Below are 20,189 nucleotides of genomic sequence, written 5' to 3'. Positions count from 1 at the left end.
AGCGGTGACGGTGGGTCCCGCCGTCAGGACGGGGTTCGCTGGTGCAGCAACTCCTCGACGCCTCGTCCGCGGATCGAGGCGTCGAGGACCTGGGCGGTGTGTGCCAGCGCGATGTCGCCGCCGGCGCGGGTCACCGAGGCGGCGACCTGCATCAGGCAGCCGGGGTTGGCGGTGACGAGCAGCCGCGCCCCGGTGGCCAGTACGGTGCGGGCCTTGCGGTCGCCGAGCTCGGCGGCCGGCCCGGGGTGGAGGATGTTCCAGATGCCCGCCGAGCCGCAGCAGATCTCCGGATCGGCGATCTCCCGCAGCTCCAGCCCGGGGATGTCGCGCAGCAGCCGGCGGGGCTGCGCGCGGACCCCCTGGGCGTGGGCCAGGTGGCAGGCGTCGTGGTAGGCGACCGTCACCGGTAGCGGGTGCCGGGTGGCGACCTGGCCGAGCTCGACGAGAACCTCGGAGAGGTCGCGGACCCGGCCGGCGAAGTCGGCGGCGAGCGCCGCGTACCGGGGGTCGTCGCGCAGCAGGTCACCGTACTCCTTGAGGGTGGAGCCGCAGCCGGCCGCGTTGACCACGAAGTAGTCGATGCCGGCGGCGGCGAACGTGTCCACCATCCGGCGGGCGAAGCGGCGCGCCTCCTCTTCCCGTCCGTTGTGCACGCTCAGCGCACCGCAGCAGCCCTGCCGGTCGGGCAGGATCACCACCTCGCAGCCCTCGGCGGCGAGCACCCGGGCGGTGGCGGCGTTCACCTCGGGGAAGAAGGCGCCCTGCACGCAGCCGGTGAGCATGCCGACCACGGCCCGCCGGGTGCCGACGGCGGCCACCCGTTCCGGCGGGCGGGCGGCCCGGCCCAGCCGGGGGGCCAGCGACTCCACCGCCGCCAGGGTGGGTGCCAGCCGGCGCAGCAGCCCGCTCCGGCGGATCAGCCGGGCCAGGCCGGTGGCCTGGTACGCCCGCAGTGGCCCGCGCAGCAGCCGCAGCCGCCTCCGGTACGGGAAGAGCGCGAAGATCGCCGCCCGGAGCGCCCGGTCCCGGGGGCCGCGGCGGTGCCGGCGTTCGACCTGCTGGCGGGTGGCCTCGATGAGCCGGTCGTACTGGACGCCGGAGGGGCAGGCGGTCATGCAGGACATGCAGCCGAGGCAGCGGTCGAAGTGGGTGACCATGGAGTCGGCGAGCGGCTCGCCCTCCAACCCCTGCTTCATCAGGTAGATCCGCCCGCGCGGCGAGTCCATCTCCTCGCCCCACAGCACGTAGGTGGGGCAGGTGGGCAGGCAGAAGCCGCAGTGCACGCAGTCCGCGACCAGCTCGGCGGACGGCGGGTGGTGTTCGTCGAAGGCGCCGACGCCGGCCGGCTGGGCGGCCGCGCCGAGCACGTCCCGGGGACCGCTGGCCGGCTGGCTCCCGCCGGGTGAGGTGACCGGGGTCGGGCCGGGCTGCTGGGGGATGCTCATCAGATCCCTCCCACGAATCGGCCGGGCGCCAGCCGGGCGTCCGGATCGAAGCGCTGCTTGACCCGGCGCATCAGCTCCAGGCCGTGGACCGGTCCCCACAGGTCGACCCGGTCCCGCACGGGCGCGGGTGCGGTGAGCACCACCGTGTGCCCGCCGACGGCGGCGGTCGTCGCCCGCAGCGCGTCCACCAGGCCGGCGACCCGCTCCGGGTCGGACGCGCCGGGCAGGCCGGCGTAGAGGACACCGACGCCGGCCGAACCGCGCAGCGCCAGCGGCAGGTTCTGCCGGTCGGCCGCCGCGCGGGCCTCGCTCAGCAGCCGGGGCACGCCGGAGAGCGCGGCGGTCAGTTTCAGGCCGACGTCCCCGTCCCGCCACGGACAGCGTGCCCAGCCGTCGGGCGGCTGGTCGGCGGCGGTGGCGTCGGCGCCGAGCAGCCGGCGGGCCGCGGCGGCCCGGGCGGTCACCCCGGCCGGGGTGCCCTCCAGCAGCACGGTGACCGTCGCCGGCCCGCCGGCCGGGGCGTCCACCTCCAGCGCGGTGGGGACGAGCTGGGCCGCCCGTACCGTGCCGGCCAGGCGGCCGGCCTCGGCCAGGTCGTCCACGGCGCGGGAGACGTAGGCGACGGTGGCGGGCAGCGGGTGCAGCCGGAACGCGCACTCGGTGATCAGCCCCAGCGTGCCGTACGCGCCGGTGACCAGCTTGCCCAGGTCGTAACCGGCGACGTTCTTGACCACCTTGCCGCCGGCGTGCGCCACCACCCCGTCCGCGCGCACCAGGGTGACCCCGATGAGCAGGTCGCGGACCGTTCCGTAGAGCATCCGGCGCGGGCCGCTGGTGTTGGTGGCGACGGCGCCGCCGACGGTGCCGCCGGGCAGCGGCGCGTCGAGGGCGAGCTGCTGCCCGGCGCCGGCCAGGGTGGCCGGCAGCTCGTCGAGGCGGGTGCCGGCCCGGACCACGGTGATCAGGTCGCCGGCGGCGTGCTCGACCACCCCGGTCAGGGCCGTGGTGTCGAGGATCAGGTCGAGTCGGCGGGGTGGACTCCCCCAGTCCTGCTTGGTGCCGCCGCCGCGGAACGCGACGGCCAGGTCGAGCGCGGCCGCCGCGCGCAGCAGGGCGGCCGCCTGGCCGGTGTCCCGGGGCGCGGCGACGTAGCGGGCCGGCACCCCGGCGACGGTGTCGTGCTCGCCGGCGGTGCGGACGACGTCGGCGGCGGCGCGGAGCCGGTCGAGGGTCCGGTCGGCGGGCATCAGAACACCTCCGCCAGGCCGGCCTCCTGCGCCGGGTGGACCCCCTTGCGCCGGCCGGGCACCTCGCCGCAGAGGCGGGGCGTCGGGAAGACCTTGCCGGGGTTGGCCAGCCCGTCCGGGTCGAACGCGCAGCGCAGCAGCTGCATCGTGTCCAGGTCGTCGTCGGTGAACATGCGGGGCATGTACTTCGCCTTGTCCATGCCCACGCCGTGCTCGCCCGTGATCGAGCCACCGTGGGTGATGCAGAGGTCGAGGATCGCGCCGGAGACCTCCTCGGCGCGGACCGTCTCGCCCTCGACGGCGGCGTCGAAGAGGACCAGCGGGTGCAGGTTGCCGTCGCCGGCGTGGAAGACGTTCGCCACCCGGATGCCGCGCTCGGCGGAGAGCTCGCCGATGCGGCGCAGCACCTCCGACAGGGCGGTCCGCGGAATCACTCCGTCCTGGACGATGTAGTCCGGGCTGATCCGTCCCACGGCGGCGAACGCGGATTTGCGCCCCTTCCAGAACAGCGCCCGCTCGGCGTCGTCGGCGGCGATCCGGATCTCGAACGCCCCGTTCTCCCGGCACAGGCTCTCCACCTGCCCGAACTGGGCGGCGACCTCCGGATCCGGCCCGTCCAGCTCGACGATCAGCACCGCCCCGGCGCCGGCCGGGTAGCCACATTGCACCGCTGCCTCGGCCGCCTCGATGGCCAGGGCGTCCATCATCTCCACCGCCGCCGGCACCACCCCGGCCGCGATGATCGCCGAGGTCGCCGCACCGGCCTCGTCGGTCGTCTCGAACGCGGCGAGCAGGGTGCGCACCGACTCGGGCAGCCGGGTCAGCCGGACGGTCACCTCGGTGGCGATGCCGAGCGTGCCCTCGGAGCCGACGAACGCGCCGAGCAGGTCGTAGCCGGGGGCGTCGGGGGCGCGGCCGCCGAGGCGTACCCGGTCGCCGTCCGGGGTGACCAACTCGACGCCGAGGACGTGGTTGGTGGTGAAGCCGTACTTCAGGCAGTGGGCGCCGCCCGAGTTCTCCGCCACGTTCCCGCCGATGGAGCAGATCTGCTGGCTGGACGGGTCCGGCGCGTAGTAGTAGCCGTGCGGGGTGGCGGCCCGGGTGACCGCCAGGTTGATCACGCCGGGCTGCACCACCGCCCGCTCGTCGTCCGGGGCGATCTCCAGGATGTCCCGCATCTGCGAGGTGACCACGAGGACGCCGTCGGCGCGGGGCAGGGCGCCGCCGGAGAGCCCGGTGCCCGAGCCGCGGGCCACGAACGGCGTACCCGCGGCCACGCAGGCCCGCACGACGGCGGCGCACTGCTCCGCGTCCGCCGGCAGCGCCACCAGCGCGGGGATCACCTTGTACTGGGCCAGCCCGTCGCACTCGTAGGTGCGCAGCTCCTGCCGGTCGCTGATCACCCGGTCGGCGCCGATGGCGGCCCGCAGGGCGGCGGCGAGAGCGTCGAGGTCCGTCGTGGTCGTGCTCATCGCCACCTCCGCGTCGCCGGTCGTCGGTCAGGGCATCCGTTCGTACGCGGGCACGGTCAGGAAGTCGGCGAACTCGTCGACGACGGCGACCTCCATGAACAGCGCCCGGGCGTCGGCGTAGTCACCCGGAGCACCGGGCAGTTTCCCGATCTCCTCGTCGGCGATCCGTTCGACCAGTTCCCGGGCGACCCGCTCACCGGTGTCGTCGAGGGTGACGTCGTTGTGCAGCCACTGCCACACCTGGCTGCGGGAGATCTCCGCGGTGGCCGCGTCCTCCATGAGGTTGTAGATGGCGACCGCGCCGGAGCCCCGCAGCCAGCTGGCCAGGTACTGCACGCCGACGCTGACCGCGTTGCGCAGCCCGCCCTCGGTGTGCTGCCCCGGGGTGGACCGGACGTCGAGCAGCTCGGCGGCGGTCACCCGGACCTCGTCGCGGGTGCGGTCGAGCTGGTTCGGCCGGTCACCGAGGACCTGGTCGAAGACCTCCCGGCAGATCGGCACCAGGTCGGGGTGGGCGACCCAGGAGCCGTCGAACCCGTCGCCCGCCTCCCGCGTCTTGTCGTCCCGGACCTTCGCCAGCGCCGTCTCGTTGACCTGCGGGTCGCGGCGGCTGGGGATGAACGCGGCCATCCCGCCGATGGCGTGCGCCCCCCGCCGGTGGCAGGTCCGCACCAGCAGTTCGGTGTACGCGCGCATGAACGGCACCGTCATGGTCACCGAGTTCCGGTCGGGCAGCAGGAAGTCGGCGCCCCGGGTGCGGAACTTCTTGATCACGCTGAACATGTAGTCCCACCGGCCGGCGTTCAGCCCGGCGGAGTGCTCGCGCAGCTCGTAGAGGATCTCGTCCATCTCGAACGCGGCCGGGAACGTCTCGATCAGCACGGTGGCCCGGATGGTGCCGCGCGGGATGCCGAGGCGCTCCTGGGCGAGCAGGAAGACGTCGTTCCACAGTCGCGCCTCGAGGTGGCTCTCCATCTTGGGCAGGTAGTAGTAGGGCCCGGCGCCGCGGTCGAGCTGCCGGCGGGCGCAGTGGAAGAAGTAGAGGCCGAAGTCGACCAGGCTGCCGGAGGTGCGCTCGCCGTCGACCAGGATGTGCTTCTCGGTGAGGTGCCAGCCGCGCGGCCGGACCACGATGGTGGCCAGCTCACCGTCGCGCAGGGCGTACTGCTTGCCGTCCGGCGAGGTGAAGTCGAGCTTGCGGTCGATCGCGTCGCGCAGGTTGAGCTGGCCTGCGATGACGTTCTCCCAGAGCGGGGTGTTGGCGTCCTCGTGGTCGGCCAGCCACACCTTCGCCCCGGAGTTGAGCGCGTTGATGGTCATCTTGGCGTCCGTCGGGCCGGTGATCTCCACCCGGCGGTCGACCAGGCCCGGCGCGGGGTCGGCGACCCGCCAGTCGGACTCGCGGATCTCCCGGGTCTCGGGGAGGAAGTCGAACAGCGCGCCGCCGGCGAGCTCGGCCTCGCGCCGCTTGCGCCGGTCGAGCAGTTCGCGGCGGCGGCCGTCGAAGGCGCGGTGCAGGTCGGCGAGGAAGCTCAACGCCTCGGGGGTGAGAATCTCGTCGTACCGGGGGTGCATCGGCCCGGTGACCTCGATGCCGGCAGGGTTGGCCATCGACTCGCTCCTCACCGTGATATGTGTCGCGATCTATCCGGTGGTGCTCCAGCCGACTGTAGTTCTCGCTGGTCATGGCCGCGAGCTGAGCGACGGCACAGTCGCCGGGAACGGTCGATCCACTGCGGCGAGCGGTGCCTGACCTGCGGCGAGCGGTCGGGCCGGGGCGCCCGCCCATCTCGCGCTCGCCGCGTCTGCGAAGCTGGCGATGATCGCACACTCGGGAGGAGAGCCGGCCATGACGACCGACCGACAGGACATCACTCATCTGCGGCGTTGCGTGGCGCTGGCCGCCGAAGCCTTGGCGGAGGGCGACGACCCGTTCGGGTCGGTCCTGGTCGGCGCGAGCGGAGTCGTGCTGGCGGAGGCCCGGAACCGGGAGGCGTCCTCGGCGGACCCGACGGCGCATCCCGAACTCGCCCTGGCGCAGTGGGCGGCCGGACACCTGCCGCCGGAGGCGCGGGCCGCCGCGACCGTCTACACCTCCGGGGAACACTGCCCGATGTGCGCGGCCGCGCATGCGTGGGTGGGACTCGGCCGCATCGTCTACGCCGCATCGAGCTCGCAGCTCGCCACCTGGCGAGCGGAGTGGGGTCTGCCGGCCGGGCCGGTGGCCGTGCTTCCCGTCACCGCCGTCGCGCCGGCTCTCACGGTTGTCGGCCCGGTCGCTCCGCTCGACGAGGAGATGCGGCTCCTGCACGAACGCGCCGCGAACCGGCGCGCCGCGCAATAGGGATCATCACCAGCGGGTACGGATGTGCCAGCGGGTGCGGTACACCGGTCGCCCCCGGTGTGGGATGAAGGCGATCGCCATCATCCCCACCGTCATGACGGCGGCGACCGCGAGCGGTGGCAGCCCCCGCATCAACGGCGCCGCCAGCGACAGGACGGCCACGCCGATGGGCAGCCGCCACAGCATCGCCCGGAACACCACCAGCGCGTACACGCTGCGGCCGGCGAGGAACACCACCGGACCGGCGGTCACGATGGCCAGCTCGGTGGGTTCGATCTCGCCGACGGGGTCCCTGGCGACCAGGTCACCACCGGCGGCGACCAGCACCACACCGGCCACCATGACCAGATGCGCGTACGCCGCGACCAGCGCGATCCGGCCGGGATTGCTGGCCTTGTCGATCCCGGTGGCGAGGTAGTCGGCGACGTAGACGATGTAGATCTTCCACATCGTCACGGTCAGGACGAAGAGCAGGATCACCCCGGCCGTCCGCAGGGACATGAACGGGGGGTCGCCGTACTGCCTCACCCCGACCAGGATGATCTCGCCCAGGGTCACGATGAACATCTGCCGGTAGCGTTCCGCGAGATGCTCGCCGCCCACCCGGAGTTCCTCGGCGTTCGAACGGCCGAGCCGGGGCAGCGGATAACCGAAGAGGCCGACCGCGAAGTCCGCCGTGATCGCCACCGCCCAGAACACCAGCCGGAGCGGACTCGGCAGGAACGCACCGACCAGCCAGAGCACGCCGGTCAGGGAGAACCAGATCAACACCCGCATCGGCCGCCTCTGCAGGGCGTGACCGCGCAGGGCGGTGATGAGAATGAGCCCGCGCCAGAGGTGCAGGCCCACGTACGCCCCGGCGAAGGCGATCCCGTTGGCCCCCTCGAACGCGCTGCTGATGGCGAGTGACATGAGCAGCCCGCCGAGCAGCACGCCGAGGACGATCAACTGGACTATCGGCAGCTTGGGGTCGTACCAGTCGGTGGTGTACGCCGTCACCGTCCAGACCCACCAGATCGCGGCGAGCAGGACCACCGTTTCCAGCGCGTGATTCCAGCCGAGGCTGCCGGTCAGCCGGTCGGTCAGCCGCAGGAGCGCGACGATGAGGCCCAGGTCGAAGAGGAGCTCCAGGTAGGAGATCCGGCGGGGATTCTCCTGATCGCGCAGGATCCACCCCGACCGCGCCCGCGCCACCGCCCCCGCTTCTCCGGACAATCCTGCCCAAATTCGTACCACGTCCGGAGCGGCAGGTGGGGCGTTGCCGCACAATCCGGGCCGCGGCCGGTGCGGCGGACGCAGAAGCCCGACCCGGAACATGGCCGATGTTCCGGCCCGAGCCCGCCGGGTCGGGTCCACCCGGCGACCGGCGAAATCTACGCGTGCAGGGCGGGCCGGTAGATGAGTTCCTGGGTGCGACCGTCGAGTGTCCGGCTCGCAATCAGCTCCAGGTCGAAGTCGGCCGCTCCCTGGAAAACGGGCTCCGTCCCGGTCTGACCGCTGATCACCGGGAAGACCGTCACCTGGACGCGGTCGACCAGACCGGCGGCCATCAGCGCCCGGTTCAACGACAGGCTGCCGTGCGAACGCAAGGGCACCTCGGACTTCTCCTTGAGCCGCGCGACGACGTCGACGGCGTCACCGCCCACGACGGTCGCGTCCGGCCAGTCGAGGGGTCCTCGCAGCGTGCTCGACACCACCGTCGCCGGGAGGCTCCTCATCCGGGTGACCCAGGCGTCACGGACCTCGGACTCCTCGGTGCTCGCGGCCAGCATCCGCGCGAACGCCCGGTACGTGCGGGCTCCGAAGACCATGCGCTGCTCCTCGCTGTACGCGGCGAGGCGGTGTTCGAGCAGCTCGGGGCCCTGCTTACCCCAGTAGCCGCCCCAGCTGCCGCTGTTCGTGCCGAAGCCGTCGAGGCTGGAAAAGACGTCGAAGGTGTAGGTGACGGTCATGATGTTCCCCTTGCCCGGGTGACTTCCGTACGGCGCTTTCGCAGGTAGGAACGCTCGGTCTCGACGGTGGGATGGTGACAGTTCAGGCGGTCAGCCGGCGCGCGACGGCGGGAATCACGATCGCGGCCGCGACCAGGTGGGTGAGCATCAGCAGCACCTTGGTGGCCACCCCGGCGTCGGCGATCACGTCCGGCACCAGCGACATGACCGTCAGCACCACCGTCGTGCGGACGAACGTCCGCCGCGGACGCCGGGCGAAACGGGACAGCAGCGCGGCGATGACCACGCCGATCAGCGAAAACGCCGCGGTCAGCACGCCGAACCCCGCCACCGGAATCGGGGCGCCGGCCATGTCGAGGCTGACCCCTGCCGCGTGGCCGGCGGCGGCGACGACCATGGTGGCGGCGCTGGCGGCAACCGCGGCGACGACACCGGTCCGGATCAGCGCACCGAAGGTCGAAGCGGTGGCGTGGGTCGTGTTCACAGTGGTGGTCATCGTGCCCTCCAGTGGGTGTATGGGCCGGCTCGGTGCCGGGCTCTCACCAGGACGACGAAGAGGACCAGCCCCATTCGACAGCACGCCCAGATTTTTTTCGACGAGATTCGCCTCGCCTTGACGACGGCACCCGCATCGCCCGGCGCACCACGGCAGGCCCAGGTCGACCTGCCATGCGGCGCGTCGCGTGGTGACTGAGCACTATGCGACGGGTAGCCCGAGGTCGGCCAGGATGTTGATGAGTCGGCCGTCGGGTGCCGCGCCGTCGGATCGCTGCTCGTAGGCGTGGTCCGGGAGGCGACGCGTCTCGGGTTGACCCGAGTAGCTCCACGCCGGCTTCACGGAGGGGACCCGCTTACGGCTGTGGCGTGCGGCTTCTTCGCATGCGGCGATCTCGACGCCTCGCTGGTTCGTCAGCCAAGCAGGCAGCGCCAGTCCCGCTTCCAGGAGGTCACGCAGAGCGGTCCGTGGGTCGTTCAGTTGTCGATGGACGATGCAGCCGCGAAGCCAGAGCAATGCCGCGCGGTCCTGTTGGCCGGGAAGCCAGAGGCCGATGGCCAGGTCGATGGAGTGGACCGCGTCCCTCGCCTTGCCGCTGATGAGGGCGGAGGCCACGTAGACGAGCCAGGGATCGATGTGAGGGCCGCCGCCGGAGCCGATCCAGCCTTTCGCCCAACTGTGGGCGCCACGCCAGTCACCGGCTTGAAGGCGGGCCACGGCTTGTTCACGGAAGGCTGATCCCGACGGCGGCGAAGCTGTCGGCGGCTGGAGCTGTGACATCTGGCCAGTATGCGAGTCGCGATCGCCAAGGATGCGTACGGGCACCTGGTGAAGGCCGACCGCTGCCCGCCTGCGAAGGCACCGCGCCCGACGAGCCTCGACGGTCGCCACCCGTCATCGCGTGGCGGTGGCCCGTCGCGGGACAGCTACGGTCCAAGCCAGCGGTGCAGGTAGGCACGCAGGCCGGTCAGGTCGGTGCCGCCCGCGCGGTAACCGACGTGCCCGTCCGGCCGTACCAGATAGACGGCGTGCGTGCCGGGAGTGACGCCGAGCCGGCGCAGCACCTGGGCACCGGCCTCCGGGCCCGACCCGCTTGTGCCGACCAGGCGATGTGCGGTGAGGTGGCCACGGTGGCGCCGGGTCAGGTCGTCGACCTCGTGCGCGGGCCAGCCTTCGGGTGGCCCGCAGAGCAGCAGGTGCCAGCCGGGCGCGGCGGTGAGCCGGTGCAGCGTGTCGCCGTCGGCCAATTGGGCGTCGGGCAGCCGGTCGCCGGCTCGCGGACCGCCGCGCGGCGTCTGGGGCCCGTCGGTGGACAACGGGCTGCGCGGGTAGCGAATCGCGAGCTGCGCGACCGTGCGGAAGGCCGCGGCTCGCACGAACCGGGGCGCGAGGACCGCCGGCAGCAGGGCGGGGGCCAGCCGGGTACGCGCGAAGCGGACCAGCGGGTTGGTCGAGGTGGCGACGGTGAAGGCCCGGTCGCTGAACCGGAGCACCATCCGGCCGACCGGTGCCCGCTCCGCGTGGTAGCTGTCCAGCAGGGCCGGATCGACGTCGGTGTGCAGCGCCTGGGCGAGTTTCCAGCCGAGGTTCACCGCGTCCTGGATGCCGGTGTTCATGCCCTGCGCGCCCGCCGGGCTGTGAATGTGCGCGGCATCCCCGGCCAGGAACACCGGTCCGGCCCGGTAAGCCGCGGCGGCCCGGTGGTGCAGCCGGAAGTTCGTCGCCCACACCGGGTCACGCAGCCGCAGCGCGCCGCCCGCGTACGCGTCGGCCAGCGTCTGCAGCTCGGCGAGGTGGACCGGCGCGGTCGGCGGGGTCGCGTCGTTGGAGGGTCGCATGGCCACCATCCGCCAGCTGGCCGGGTGGCCAAGCGGGAAGAGGAACAGCAGCCCCCGCCCGGCGAGGAAGGCGTGTGCCCCGCCCGGTTCGACGCCGTCGACCTCCAGGTCGGCCAACACGAACGTCTGCGGGTACGCGCCGCCCTCGAAGGCGATCCCGGCGAACTGCCGCACCGCGCTGTGCGCGCCGTCGCAACCCACCACGTACCGGGCCGACAGCCGCTCCTCCCGGCCGTCGCGGTCGCGCAGCGTCGCGACGGCCGCCCGATCGGAGCGGTCCAGGCCGACCAGTTCGACACCGCGTTCGACGGACACCCCGAGCGTCGCGAGGTGATCGCCGAGGAGCCGCTCGGTCTCCGCCTGCGACAGGAACAACAGATACGGGTACGCGGTGTCGGGCAGGCCCAGATTGAACAGTGGCACCGGACGCTCCCGCCGTCCCGCGTGAACGATCAGCCGGACCGCTCGGTTGCCGGCCGCCACCATCTTGTCGGCCAAGCCGAACCCGGCAAGGACCTCCAACGTGCGGGGCTGGACCGCCAGCGCCCGCGACTCGTGCACCCGGTCCAACGCCCGGTCGACCAGGCGCACCCGCACGCCGTGCCGGGCGAGCTGCCTGGCCATGGTGAGGCCGGTCGGCCCCGCGCCGACCACGAGCACATCCGTTTCCGAGCCCGCAGCGCCGGTCATCGGCAGCTCCCTGATCCAGGGGTTGGGACGCACCGCCTGTCGGGGTCAGGGTAGCGCCCGGTGTGTGTGCCGGGGCGAACCTCAGCTTGGGGCTGCTCATGACCGATGCGGGGGCACCGCAGGTTCCTGGACGGTCAGCCGGGTGTGTTGTCGTGCTCGTCCCGGCCACTTCCGCTCCCCACGGAGCGCATTCCGACGGCGGCCAGAAGGCATGCGGTGGTGACCGCGGCGAGCAGTAGGTGGTAGCCGCCGTGCGACAGGAGCGTGGCGGCGAGCAGGGGCGCGGCGGCTTTGGCGGTGGTGACGGGGGCGGTGAGCCGGCCGGCGATGGTGGCGTAGGCGGTGGTGCCGTAGCGGTCGGCGAGCAGTGCTGGGGTGGCGAGGCTGGCGATGCCGAAGCCGAGTCCGAATCCGGTGACGGTGATGACGGCGCCCACCCGGCTTCCTGCGGTGAGGGGCATGGCCAAGACGGCGACGGCCTGGATGGCGAAGACCGTGGCGACGGTGGTGGTGATCGGGAGGCGGCGACGGGCGGTGGTGAGGACGAGTCGTCCGGTGACGGACAGGACGCCGAGGAGGCCGGCGGTGGTGGCGGCGAAGGTGGCGGGGTGGCCGCGGCTGGTGAGGTAGCCGACGAGGTGCACGGCGATGGTGCTGGTCGCGACGCCGTGGGCGATGAGGGCGGCGGCGAGGATCCAGAAGCGGCGGTCGCGCATCGCGGCGCGGGCCGCCGCTCGCCGCGGGGCGTGGATAGGTGGTCCCGCAGCGGTGGGTCGGGTGACGCGGGTCGGTGTGCGGATGGTGAGGGCGTGCAGGGGGACGGTCACCGTGCCGTGGATGGCGGCAAGGGTGAGGAGCGCGCCGCGCCAGCCGAGGTGGGCGACCAGTATGCCGGTGAGGGGCATGAAGATGGTGCTGGCGAATCCGGCGACGACGGTGACCGCGAGCAGGGCGGTGGCGCGCCGGTCGGGGGTGAACCAGGAGACGATGACGGCGAAGGCGGGTTCGTAGAGGACCATGGCGCCGGTGATGCCGATGCCGATCATGACGGCGTAGAGCTGTCCGATGGTCTGGACCTGGGACCAGGCGATCAGGAGTGCGGTGGCGGTGATCGAGCCCGCGGTCATGAGGGTTCGTCCGCCGTGCCGGTCGAGCCACCGGCCGACCGGGATGGCCATCAGCGCGCCGGCGAGGACGCTGGCGGTGAGCGCTCCGGTGACGGCGGTGGTGGAGGCGTCGAGGCTGGCGGCCATGGGGCCGAGGAGGACCGCGTAGGCGTAGTAGAGGGTGCCGTAGCCGATGGTGGAGGTGATGGCGAGGGCGCCGACGATGCGCCACCCGCGGCGCCCGCCGACCGTGGGGTCGGCGGGCGCCGTCGTGGTGGTGGTCATCAGCTGGAACAGCAGCCGCCGGTCTGGCCGCTGGTCGGGGTGTCGAGGCTGATGAGGTTCAGCGGCGCGGAGAGCAGGCCGCCGGAGATCCCGGTGGCGAGCCCTTGTGCGGCCGCCTGGGCTGCAGGGGCGGGGCCGCAGCAGCTGTCGGTGCCGGTGGGGTCGGCGGGGTTGCTGTTGCAGACCCCGGTTTCGGGCAGGTCGAGCTGAACGTCCCGGGCGGCGTCCCAGTCGCCGGCGAGGGCGGCGACGACGGAGCGGACCTGCTCGTAGCCGGTGGCCATGAGGAAGGTCGGCGCGCGGCCGTAGCTCTTCATGCCGACGGCGTAGTAGCCGGGCTCGGGGTGTGCGAGTTCGTCGGCGCCGTGCGGGGGGACGGTGCCGCAGGAGTGCTCGTTGGGGTCGATCAGCGGGGCGAGTGCGCGGGTGGCGCCCATGATCGGGTCGAGGTCCAGACGCAGCTCGGCGGCGATGGAGTGGTCGGGGCGGAAGCCGGTGGCGGCGACGATGCGGTCCACGGTGATGGACTCGTCGGTGCCGTCGTTGTGGCGGACGACCACGGCGACGCGGCCGCCGGTCGGGGTGAACGCGTGCAGGGAGAAGCCGGTGAGCAGCCGGATTCGGCCGGCGTCAACGTGGTCGCGGAGCCGGGAGCCGAGCGCGCCGCGAGCGGGCAGGGCGTCGGCCTCTCCACCGCCGTAGGTGCGGGCCGGGCTGGCCGAGCGGATCGCCCAGGTCACCTCGGTGTCGGGCTCGGCGGCGGCCAGCTCGGCCAGGGAGAGCAGCGTGTTCGCGGCGGAGTGGCCGGCACCGACGACGAGGGTGTGTCGGCCGGCGAAGCGGTGCCGGTCGGTGCCGAGCACGTCGGGCAGGGCGTGCTCGAGGAACGCTGCCGCGTCCTTCTCGCCTCGAGCGGGCAGGCCCGAGGCGCCGAGGACGTTGGGGGTGCCCCAGGTGCCGGAGGCGTCGATGACCGCGCGGGCCAGCAGCTCGTCGCCGTCCGCGAGGCGGATCAGGAACGGCGTCTGCTCGCGCCCGGCGGTGCGCAGCCGGTCCAGGCCGACGCGGCTGATCGCCGCCACCCGGACGCCGTAGCGCAGGTGGGGCTTGAGCTGCGGCAGCTGCGCGAGGGGCTGGAGGTAGTCGGCGACCAGCTCCGCGCCGGTGGGCAGCGCGTCCTCGGCCGGGGCGACCCAGCCGGCGTCGTCGAGCAGCCGGCGGGCGGCCGGGTCGACGTTGTAGCGCCACGGGGAGAACACCCGTACGTGCCCCCACTGCCGCACGGCCGCGCCGGCGGTATCGCCGGCCTCCAGGACACGGAAGGGCAGGCCACGCTCGTGCAGGTGCGCGGCCGCGGCCAGACCCACCGGCCCCGCGCCGATCACCACGACGGGCAGCTCGTCCAGGACACTCATCGGAAACTCCTCTGTGTTGAACATTATCGAATCAAGAAGGCGCAGTGGTGCTGCGGCGGGCGGAACTGAACGCGGGTCAGGTGATGGCGGGGCTGCGTCGCTCGAGCAGCACCACGTCGCGCCACCGGCCGTGGTGCCGGCCGACCCGTTCGCGGGTGCCGATGACACGGAACCCGGCCCGCTGGTGCAGGGCGAGGCTGGCGGTGTTCTCCGGGAAGACGCCCGACTGGATGGTCCAGATGCCGGCGGCGTCGGTGGAGGCGATCAGCGCGTCCAGCAGCAGCCGGGCCACGCCACGCCCTTGGACGGCCGGGTCGACGTAGATGGAGTGCTCGACCACCCCGGCGTAGACCGCCCGGCTCGATGTGGGCGACACCGCCACCCACCCGACCACGACCCCGTCCGCGTCAACGGCCACGAGGCGGTGGACGGGCAGCTTGGCCGCGTCGAATGCGGTCCAGGTCGGCGCGGTGGTCTCGAAGCTGGCGTCGCCGCCGTCGAGGCCGGCCTGGTAGATGGCGAGGACACGATCGGCGTCGTCCGAGGTCATCGGGCGGACGGTGATGTCGGCCATCAGCAGGCTCCCTTCGGGGTGGGGGCCGGGCGGCCCATGACGACGTCGGCGGCGGAGGGGAAGCAGCCGACGCAGGCGTCGTTGACGCGGTAGTGACGGGCGGTGCCGACCGGTTCGACGAGCACGAACCGCACCTCGGTCAGGATCTTCAGGTGTTGGGAGACGGTGGACTGGGCCAGGCCGACAGCGGCGACGATCTCGCCCACGCTCATCGGCCGGGCGTGCCGGGCCAGGTACTCGACGATCTGCACCCGGGTCGGGTCCGCGAGGGCCCGGAACCACGAGGCGTAGGTCTGCGCGGTGTCCCGGTCCAGGAGGTCGCTCACCATCACTCCCTCTATCGTTTATCGCCGATCGACGATGAAAGTGTAGCGGGTGCCGCCACCACAAGGTGAGCGGTCGCGACAACGAGACGGGCGATGGCCCCGAGAGTGGCGGGATCGACCTTGTCGGGGGTGTCAGCGGGGCTGTGGTAGCCGCCCATGCCGGCACCGATCCCCACTGCGGCGAAACCGGCGCCACCGTAACGGCGGTTGTCCGACGCCACCGGGCCCGCCTTCAGGGGGATGCCGGTGTGGCGCCCGGCCTGGTCGAGCAGGGCGAGGAGACGGTGGGCCGGGCCGCCGGCCTCCACCGCGGCCGCCCCCTCCAGGCGGCCGGCGCCGTCGACGTTGATGACCAACGGCGCGGCACCCGCGGCGCGGAGTTGACTGGCGTGGTGGGCGGAGCCGAGAGCGCCGACCTCCTCCCCGTCGAGCAGTGCCACGGACAGTCCCGCACCAGCCGGCAACGCGGTGGTGAGAACGCGGGCGGCTTCAAGGACCACGGCGACCCCGGTGGCGTTGTCCGAAGCACCGGGCAGGCGAAGCCCGGGGTGGTCGCCGACACCGTCGTAGTGCGCGGTCAGCAGCAGGTCGGCGCCAGCGGGGGCGGGCCGCCGGAGGCAGGCGTGGATGTTGGTGCCGGTGACGTCGTCGCGGCGCAGCGGCGTCGCTCCGGCCAGCCAACTGTCCCCCGCGGCGGTGGCGGCGGCGAGCACGGCGTGGTGGGTGTCCAGATCGAAGGTCAGCACCGGCAGCGGCCCCGGGTCCGGGCCGGCGAGCATGGTGAACTGCCAACCCTCGGCGTCAACCGGGCGCCGGACCAGCAACCCGGCGGCGCCGCGGGTGTCGCGGTAGGCGTCGAACAGGCTCATTTGGGCCGGCACGACCAGCCACCGCCCCGCCGGGTCGTCCTTGCCGGCGACGCCGAGGGCGCCCCGACGGGTGTCCGGCCTGTCGGCGGAGGCCGGGTGGATCGCGACCTGCCGTCCGAACACCAACTCCTCGGTGCCGCCCCCATCGCTCCAGGTGACCGCCGGCGCCTCATACACCTGCGGCACGGCGCGGACCGGGAACTCCTCGGTGCGGACGTCGGCGCCGAGGGCGGTGAGCTGGTCGACGAGCCAGGCGCGGGCCGCCGCCCCGCCCGTCGAGCCGACACGCCGTCCGGCTAGTGGGTCGGAGGCGAGGGTGGCGATGGTGGCGAGCATCCGGTCGGCGCTGACCTGCTCGAGCAGGCCTGGGAGGTTGCTCGAGCTGGTCATGAGCAGCAGGCCTGTCCCGTGGCGATGGCGTCGGCCCTGGCCTCGGTGCCGCAGCAGGAGTCAGCCGCCTGGGCGGCCTGCCGGGTCCCGCAGCACGGGTCACCGCTGGCGGTTTCGCCGGCGGGCGGAAGGATGCCGCCGACGGCCTGGGCGGGGCTGCCGCAGCAGGCTCCGGAGCCGGTGATCTGCAGGGCCGCGGCGGGGTCGCCGGTGAAACCGCCGGCGGTGGGAGTGTTCTCGCTCATGTCGGGTCCTCTCGTCAACGGGGGGTGATCAGCGTGTAGACGGCGGCGCGGGTGGTGTCGTAGCGGCGCTCGGCGCGCTGCGCGGGGGTGGACACCTGGGCGCAGGAGTCGCAGAAGCGGACGCCCGGCAGGGATCTGCGCGAGCGGCGGGTGGACCCGAACATGCTCGTCCTCACTTCCTCGGATCGTCTGTCTTGACGTCCGTCGAATCAGAGACTTGCACGCTGATTAGAGGGATGTCAACCTAGAGGCATGTCGAAGCAACAGGCGTCTCTTCCGGTCGTCGATCTCCACGCCGACGTACCGTGCTGCCCTCCCCTGGCGCAGCGTCGGGTACCGGCCGAGACGGCCGCGGTCCTCGCTCCCGCATTCAAAGCCCTTGGTGACCCGGTGCGGCTTCAGCTGATGTCGATGATCGCCTCCGCCGAGGACGGGGAGGCGTGCGTGTGCGACCTGACACCGGCGTTCGACCTGACCGGGCCGACGATCTCCCACCACCTGAAGACGCTGCGCGAGGCGGGCCTGGTCGACGCCGAGCGGCGAGGCACCTGGGTCTACTACCGAGCTCGACCGCAGATCCTGCGCCAGCTCGCCGCACTGCTGTCGATCGAGCCGGCGGCCGCGACCAAAGCCTGACCTCGCTCCCCCGTCGCCGTCATCCGCCGGCACCATCCGTGGCTCGATCGACGTGCACGGGCGGCGTCGACCCCTCGACGCTGGAAGCCGTGGGGCGTGCCAGTCGGGAGAGACGCGGACGCCGGTCCACGCGTGCGGCGAGGGCTGCCAGGACGTGCGCGGCGTCGCGGCCGACACCGCGCAAGGTGTTCGAGGCGAAAGATCGCTGGAATTCCAACCCCAGGTAGACCAGGCCGGGATGGGTGGTGGAGATGCCGCCCACCTGTCGGGGTAGGCCCTGGTCCAGTGCGCCGAGTGGGGCGAGGTAGTCGAGGTTCGGCCGGTAGCCGGTGGCGAAGATGACGGCGTCGACGGCTTCTGTGGTGCCGTCGCTCCAGACGACGCCGTCAACGGTGAAGCGAGTGAACATCTGCCGCCGGGGAAGCTCACCCGAGGTGATGGCGTCCTGGTAGCGGCCGGTGTCCAGCACGGTGGCGTGCCGGACGAGCCGGGTGATGACCGGGCGCGGAAGCCGGTCAGCGCCGGTGACGCGCAGCCAGTGGTGCAGGTCCCGGCCGCGGATGCGCTGGGGCAGGAACCGGACCGGTTCGCGGGTCGCCAGCGTCACCCGGGCGTGCGCGGTGAGTTCGTAGGCGACCTGGACGGCAGAGTTGCCGGCCCCCACGACCACGACCCGCTTGCCGTCGTAGGTCTCCGGACGGCGGTAGTGGGCGACGTGCCGCACAGCCCCGCCGTACTCGCTCTGCCCTGACAGGGTCGGCAGATACGGGTTGCCGAAGGAGCCGGTAGCGGCGACGACCCCGACGGCGGGCAGGTCGCCTCCGGTGTCGGTGCTGACGAGGTATCCACCGCCGCGGCCGGGACGTACGGCGATGACGCGGGTGCGGGTGCGCATCTCCACGTCCAGGGCGTCGGCGTAGCGGCGCAGGTAGTCGACCACCTCGTCGCGGTGGGGGTAACGATCCGGGTCGCCGTCGAAGGGCATGCCGGGCAGGGTGCTGTAGCGGGCGGGCGAGAACAGCGTGAGGCTGTCGTAGTAGTCAGGCCAGGAGCCCACCGGTGTGGCGCCGGAGTGCAGGACCACGGGTCGCAGGCCAACGTCCAGGGCAGCGCGGGCCGCGGCGAGGCCGGACTGGCCACCGCCAATGATGATCACGGGATCGACTTGATCGTTCACGCCACGATCATATCGTCGTTTCGTTGAATGACAATATGATGATGGCGAGGAAAGGTGTGACCATGAGCCAGACTGCTGCCGACCAGCCGACCGGGCCACAGAGCTCCGCTTCGGGCCTCGCGCCACAGACGCAGGAGTTCCTCAAGGCCCTCGGCAGCCCCACCCGGCAGCGGATCATGATGCTGTTCGCCCACGGCGCCGAGATGTCCGTGGGCGAGGTGGCCGAGCGGGTCGGTATCAGCCAGGCCACGGCGTCGCAGCAGCTGACGCTGCTGCGACGCGGCGGTGTGGTCACCTCGCGGCGAGACGGCAAGACGGTGTTCTACCGGGCTGACCGTGACGGCGCCACCACCGCCCTGACGGATCTGCAGTCCTACCTGGCCACCTGCTGCTGATCGGCGGCACGGAGACCGGTACCGGTGGCATCCGGGCCGGCACGACGCCGGCTTGACTCGGCAAGGTTAGTCAGCGACAATTGACTCAATGAGTGCTGAGCTTTCTTCCCTTGACGGGCGAGCGCGGATCCACGCCGCCCTCGGTGACCCGGCACGCCTGGCGATCGTGGACGCGCTCACCCTGGGCGACGCCTCCCCCGGGGAGATCGCACACACGCTCGACATGCCGACGAACCTGGTGGCCCACCACGTCAAGGTCCTCACCGACGCCGGCCTGGTCGTCAAGGGCCGCTCCGAGGGCGACCGGCGCCGCACCTATCTACGGCTACGCCCTGAGACGTTGGCCGCTCTCGCCACTCCCCGGCTGGCCGGTGTTGGCCGGGTGGTGTTCGTGTGCACCCACAACTCGGCCCGTTCGCAGCTGGCAGCCGCGCTGTGGAAGCAGCGCGCCCGCGGCGCTGTCGCCTCCGCCGGCACGAAGCCCGCCACTCGGGTGCACCCGCGTGCGGTAGCTGTGGCCCACCGCCACCACCTCGATCTCGACCCGACCGGCACCGCCCACGTCGCCGATGTCGTCCGTCGCGACGACCTGGTGATCGCCGTCTGCGACAACGCCCATGAGGAACTGACCGGCCCGCTCCGCCCCCGCCTGCACTGGTCGGTCCCGGACCCGGTGCGCGTGGACACCGACGAGGCGTTCGAGGTCGCCTACGCCGACCTGGCCGACCGCGTCGACCGGCTCGCCCCCGCCATCCTGCCCGGAGGCCCGCGATGACCGACATCACCGCCCACCCCCGCCGTGAGATCACCCTCGACCAGCAGGTCGCCCCGCACACCGCCGCGACGCGACTCGCTGTGGAATTCGACGGCATCTACGGCACCGAAACCGTCGAGCGGTTCCTGCAGACCAGCTACGACCAGTTCGCCACCGCCGCCAGCATCGTGAACTTCCTGCCGGTGCTCGTCGAGCGCTTCGCCCGCCAGCGACTGCGGGCCCTCGCCCGGGTGGAGGGCACCACCGCGACGGCCGCCCGGTTTCCGTGCACCCACAACGCCGGCCGCCGTCGCCTGCTGGATCAGATCGGCGTCCCGGCATCATGACCTGACTCGCGGACCGACGCGGGCCAGCAGCCTGCTCGCCGACGCTCCTGCCTGCACCTGTCACCTGGTCGAGGACACCGGGCCCGACAGTCCAACGTCTCGAACCACCTACGCGCCCTGCGGGAAGCCGGACCGGTCATCCCCGCGCCTCGCGGCCGCTACACCTGTTACCGCCTCAATCCCCGA

The 20,189-nt window shown here is 72.6% G+C and carries 22 protein-coding genes; 5 read left to right on the top strand and 17 right to left on the bottom strand.

Features of this window, described 5'->3' with window-relative positions; translation table 11 throughout:
* Nucleotides 1-23: 23 nt before the first annotated feature.
* The 4 genes from RMN56_RS22995 to aceB are packed head-to-tail and all read right to left on the bottom strand — an operon-like array spanning nt 24 to nt 5,775.
* Nucleotides 24-1,445, bottom strand: coding sequence for a (Fe-S)-binding protein (locus tag RMN56_RS22995; RefSeq protein ID WP_313719592.1), 1,422 nt, complete (start codon nt 1,443-1,445; stop codon nt 24-26).
* On the bottom strand, nt 1,445-2,692 hold the full coding sequence (locus RMN56_RS22990) for an FAD-binding oxidoreductase (RefSeq protein WP_313719591.1): 1,248 nt from the start codon (nt 2,690-2,692) through the stop codon (nt 1,445-1,447). The genes RMN56_RS22995 and RMN56_RS22990 overlap by 1 nt, the downstream gene beginning before the upstream one ends.
* Nucleotides 2,692-4,164, bottom strand: a complete 1,473-nt coding sequence (locus RMN56_RS22985; protein WP_313719590.1) for an FAD-linked oxidase C-terminal domain-containing protein — start codon at nt 4,162-4,164, stop codon at nt 2,692-2,694. Before RMN56_RS22985 ends, RMN56_RS22990 begins: the two co-directional genes overlap by 1 nt.
* A 27-nt stretch (nt 4,165-4,191) precedes the next feature.
* On the bottom strand, nt 4,192-5,775 hold the full coding sequence (aceB, locus tag RMN56_RS22980) for a malate synthase A (RefSeq protein ID WP_313719589.1): 1,584 nt from the start codon (nt 5,773-5,775) through the stop codon (nt 4,192-4,194).
* Between the two features lie 238 nt (nt 5,776-6,013).
* Here aceB and RMN56_RS22975 point away from each other — a divergent pair, with 238 nt between their 5' ends.
* On the top strand, nt 6,014-6,508 hold the full coding sequence (locus tag RMN56_RS22975) for a nucleoside deaminase (protein ID WP_313719587.1): 495 nt from the start codon (nt 6,014-6,016) through the stop codon (nt 6,506-6,508).
* 6 nt (nt 6,509-6,514) lie between these two features.
* Here RMN56_RS22975 and RMN56_RS22970 read toward each other — a convergent pair whose 3' ends face one another.
* The 12 genes from RMN56_RS22970 to RMN56_RS22915 all read right to left on the bottom strand — a co-directional run bounded on the left by RMN56_RS22970 (nt 6,515) and on the right by RMN56_RS22915 (nt 16,858).
* Nucleotides 6,515-7,702 carry a low temperature requirement protein A gene (locus tag RMN56_RS22970; RefSeq protein ID WP_313719585.1) on the bottom strand — a complete coding sequence of 396 codons (1,188 nt, stop codon included), beginning with the start codon at nt 7,700-7,702 and terminating at the stop codon, nt 6,515-6,517.
* Between the two features lie 179 nt (nt 7,703-7,881).
* Entirely contained in the window at nt 7,882-8,460 is a 579-nt protein-coding gene (locus tag RMN56_RS22965; RefSeq protein ID WP_313719584.1) for a dihydrofolate reductase family protein, read from the bottom strand.
* 82 nt (nt 8,461-8,542) lie between these two features.
* Nucleotides 8,543-8,956: a DUF6069 family protein gene (locus tag RMN56_RS22960; RefSeq protein ID WP_313719583.1), complete on the bottom strand. Its 414-nt coding sequence runs from the start codon at nt 8,954-8,956 to the stop codon at nt 8,543-8,545.
* 201 nt (nt 8,957-9,157) lie between these two features.
* Nucleotides 9,158-9,736: a hypothetical protein gene (locus RMN56_RS22955; RefSeq protein ID WP_313719582.1), complete on the bottom strand. Its 579-nt coding sequence runs from the start codon at nt 9,734-9,736 to the stop codon at nt 9,158-9,160.
* Between the two features lie 146 nt (nt 9,737-9,882).
* Entirely contained in the window at nt 9,883-11,484 is a 1,602-nt protein-coding gene (locus RMN56_RS22950) for an FAD-dependent monooxygenase (protein ID WP_313719581.1), read from the bottom strand.
* Nucleotides 11,485-11,618: 134 nt separating this feature from the next.
* Nucleotides 11,619-12,875 carry an MFS transporter gene (locus RMN56_RS22945; protein WP_313719579.1) on the bottom strand — a complete coding sequence of 419 codons (1,257 nt, stop codon included), beginning with the start codon at nt 12,873-12,875 and terminating at the stop codon, nt 11,619-11,621.
* The gene (locus RMN56_RS22940; RefSeq protein ID WP_313719578.1) at nt 12,875-14,290 is read right to left on the bottom strand and encodes an NAD(P)-binding domain-containing protein; all 1,416 of its coding nucleotides are present in this window, start codon (nt 14,288-14,290) and stop codon (nt 12,875-12,877) included. Before RMN56_RS22940 ends, RMN56_RS22945 begins: the two co-directional genes overlap by 1 nt.
* Before the next feature lie 76 nt (nt 14,291-14,366).
* Complete coding sequence (locus tag RMN56_RS22935) at nt 14,367-14,864, bottom strand: GNAT family N-acetyltransferase (RefSeq protein ID WP_313719577.1); 498 nt, start codon at nt 14,862-14,864, stop codon at nt 14,367-14,369.
* Entirely contained in the window at nt 14,864-15,193 is a 330-nt protein-coding gene (locus RMN56_RS22930) for an ArsR/SmtB family transcription factor (protein WP_313719576.1), read from the bottom strand. The genes RMN56_RS22935 and RMN56_RS22930 overlap by 1 nt, the downstream gene beginning before the upstream one ends.
* Before the next feature lie 8 nt (nt 15,194-15,201).
* Complete coding sequence (locus RMN56_RS22925; protein WP_313719575.1) at nt 15,202-16,449, bottom strand: M28 family metallopeptidase; 1,248 nt, start codon at nt 16,447-16,449, stop codon at nt 15,202-15,204.
* Nucleotides 16,446-16,694: a hypothetical protein gene (locus RMN56_RS22920; protein WP_313719574.1), complete on the bottom strand. Its 249-nt coding sequence runs from the start codon at nt 16,692-16,694 to the stop codon at nt 16,446-16,448. Before RMN56_RS22920 ends, RMN56_RS22925 begins: the two co-directional genes overlap by 4 nt.
* A gap of 14 nt (nt 16,695-16,708) precedes the next feature.
* On the bottom strand, nt 16,709-16,858 hold the full coding sequence (locus RMN56_RS22915) for a hypothetical protein (RefSeq protein WP_313719573.1): 150 nt from the start codon (nt 16,856-16,858) through the stop codon (nt 16,709-16,711).
* An 88-nt stretch (nt 16,859-16,946) separates the two neighbouring features.
* Here RMN56_RS22915 and RMN56_RS22910 point away from each other — a divergent pair, with 88 nt between their 5' ends.
* The gene (locus RMN56_RS22910; RefSeq protein ID WP_313719572.1) at nt 16,947-17,330 is read left to right on the top strand and encodes an ArsR/SmtB family transcription factor; all 384 of its coding nucleotides are present in this window, start codon (nt 16,947-16,949) and stop codon (nt 17,328-17,330) included.
* Nucleotides 17,331-17,349: 19 nt separating this feature from the next.
* Here the strand turns inward: RMN56_RS22910 and RMN56_RS22905 are convergent, their stop codons facing one another.
* Nucleotides 17,350-18,507: a flavin-containing monooxygenase gene (locus RMN56_RS22905; protein ID WP_313719571.1), complete on the bottom strand. Its 1,158-nt coding sequence runs from the start codon at nt 18,505-18,507 to the stop codon at nt 17,350-17,352.
* A 62-nt stretch (nt 18,508-18,569) separates the two neighbouring features.
* Here RMN56_RS22905 and RMN56_RS22900 point away from each other — a divergent pair, with 62 nt between their 5' ends.
* The 3 genes from RMN56_RS22900 (at nt 18,570) to RMN56_RS22890 (ending at nt 20,003) form a co-directional block, all read left to right on the top strand.
* Nucleotides 18,570-18,902 (top strand): ArsR/SmtB family transcription factor, encoded by a 333-nt coding sequence (locus RMN56_RS22900; RefSeq protein WP_313719570.1) that lies wholly within the window; start codon nt 18,570-18,572, stop codon nt 18,900-18,902.
* Between the two features lie 88 nt (nt 18,903-18,990).
* Nucleotides 18,991-19,677 carry an arsenate reductase/protein-tyrosine-phosphatase family protein gene (locus tag RMN56_RS22895; protein ID WP_313719569.1) on the top strand — a complete coding sequence of 229 codons (687 nt, stop codon included), beginning with the start codon at nt 18,991-18,993 and terminating at the stop codon, nt 19,675-19,677.
* Nucleotides 19,674-20,003, top strand: coding sequence for a three-helix bundle dimerization domain-containing protein (locus RMN56_RS22890; RefSeq protein ID WP_313719568.1), 330 nt, complete (start codon nt 19,674-19,676; stop codon nt 20,001-20,003). Before RMN56_RS22895 ends, RMN56_RS22890 begins: the two co-directional genes overlap by 4 nt.
* Nucleotides 20,004-20,189: the final 186 nt, after the last annotated feature.

Source organism: Micromonospora halotolerans (assembly GCF_032108445.1).
Classification (GTDB): domain Bacteria; phylum Actinomycetota; class Actinomycetes; order Mycobacteriales; family Micromonosporaceae; genus Micromonospora; species Micromonospora halotolerans.
This window is presented reverse-complemented; position numbering and strand designations above follow the sequence as displayed.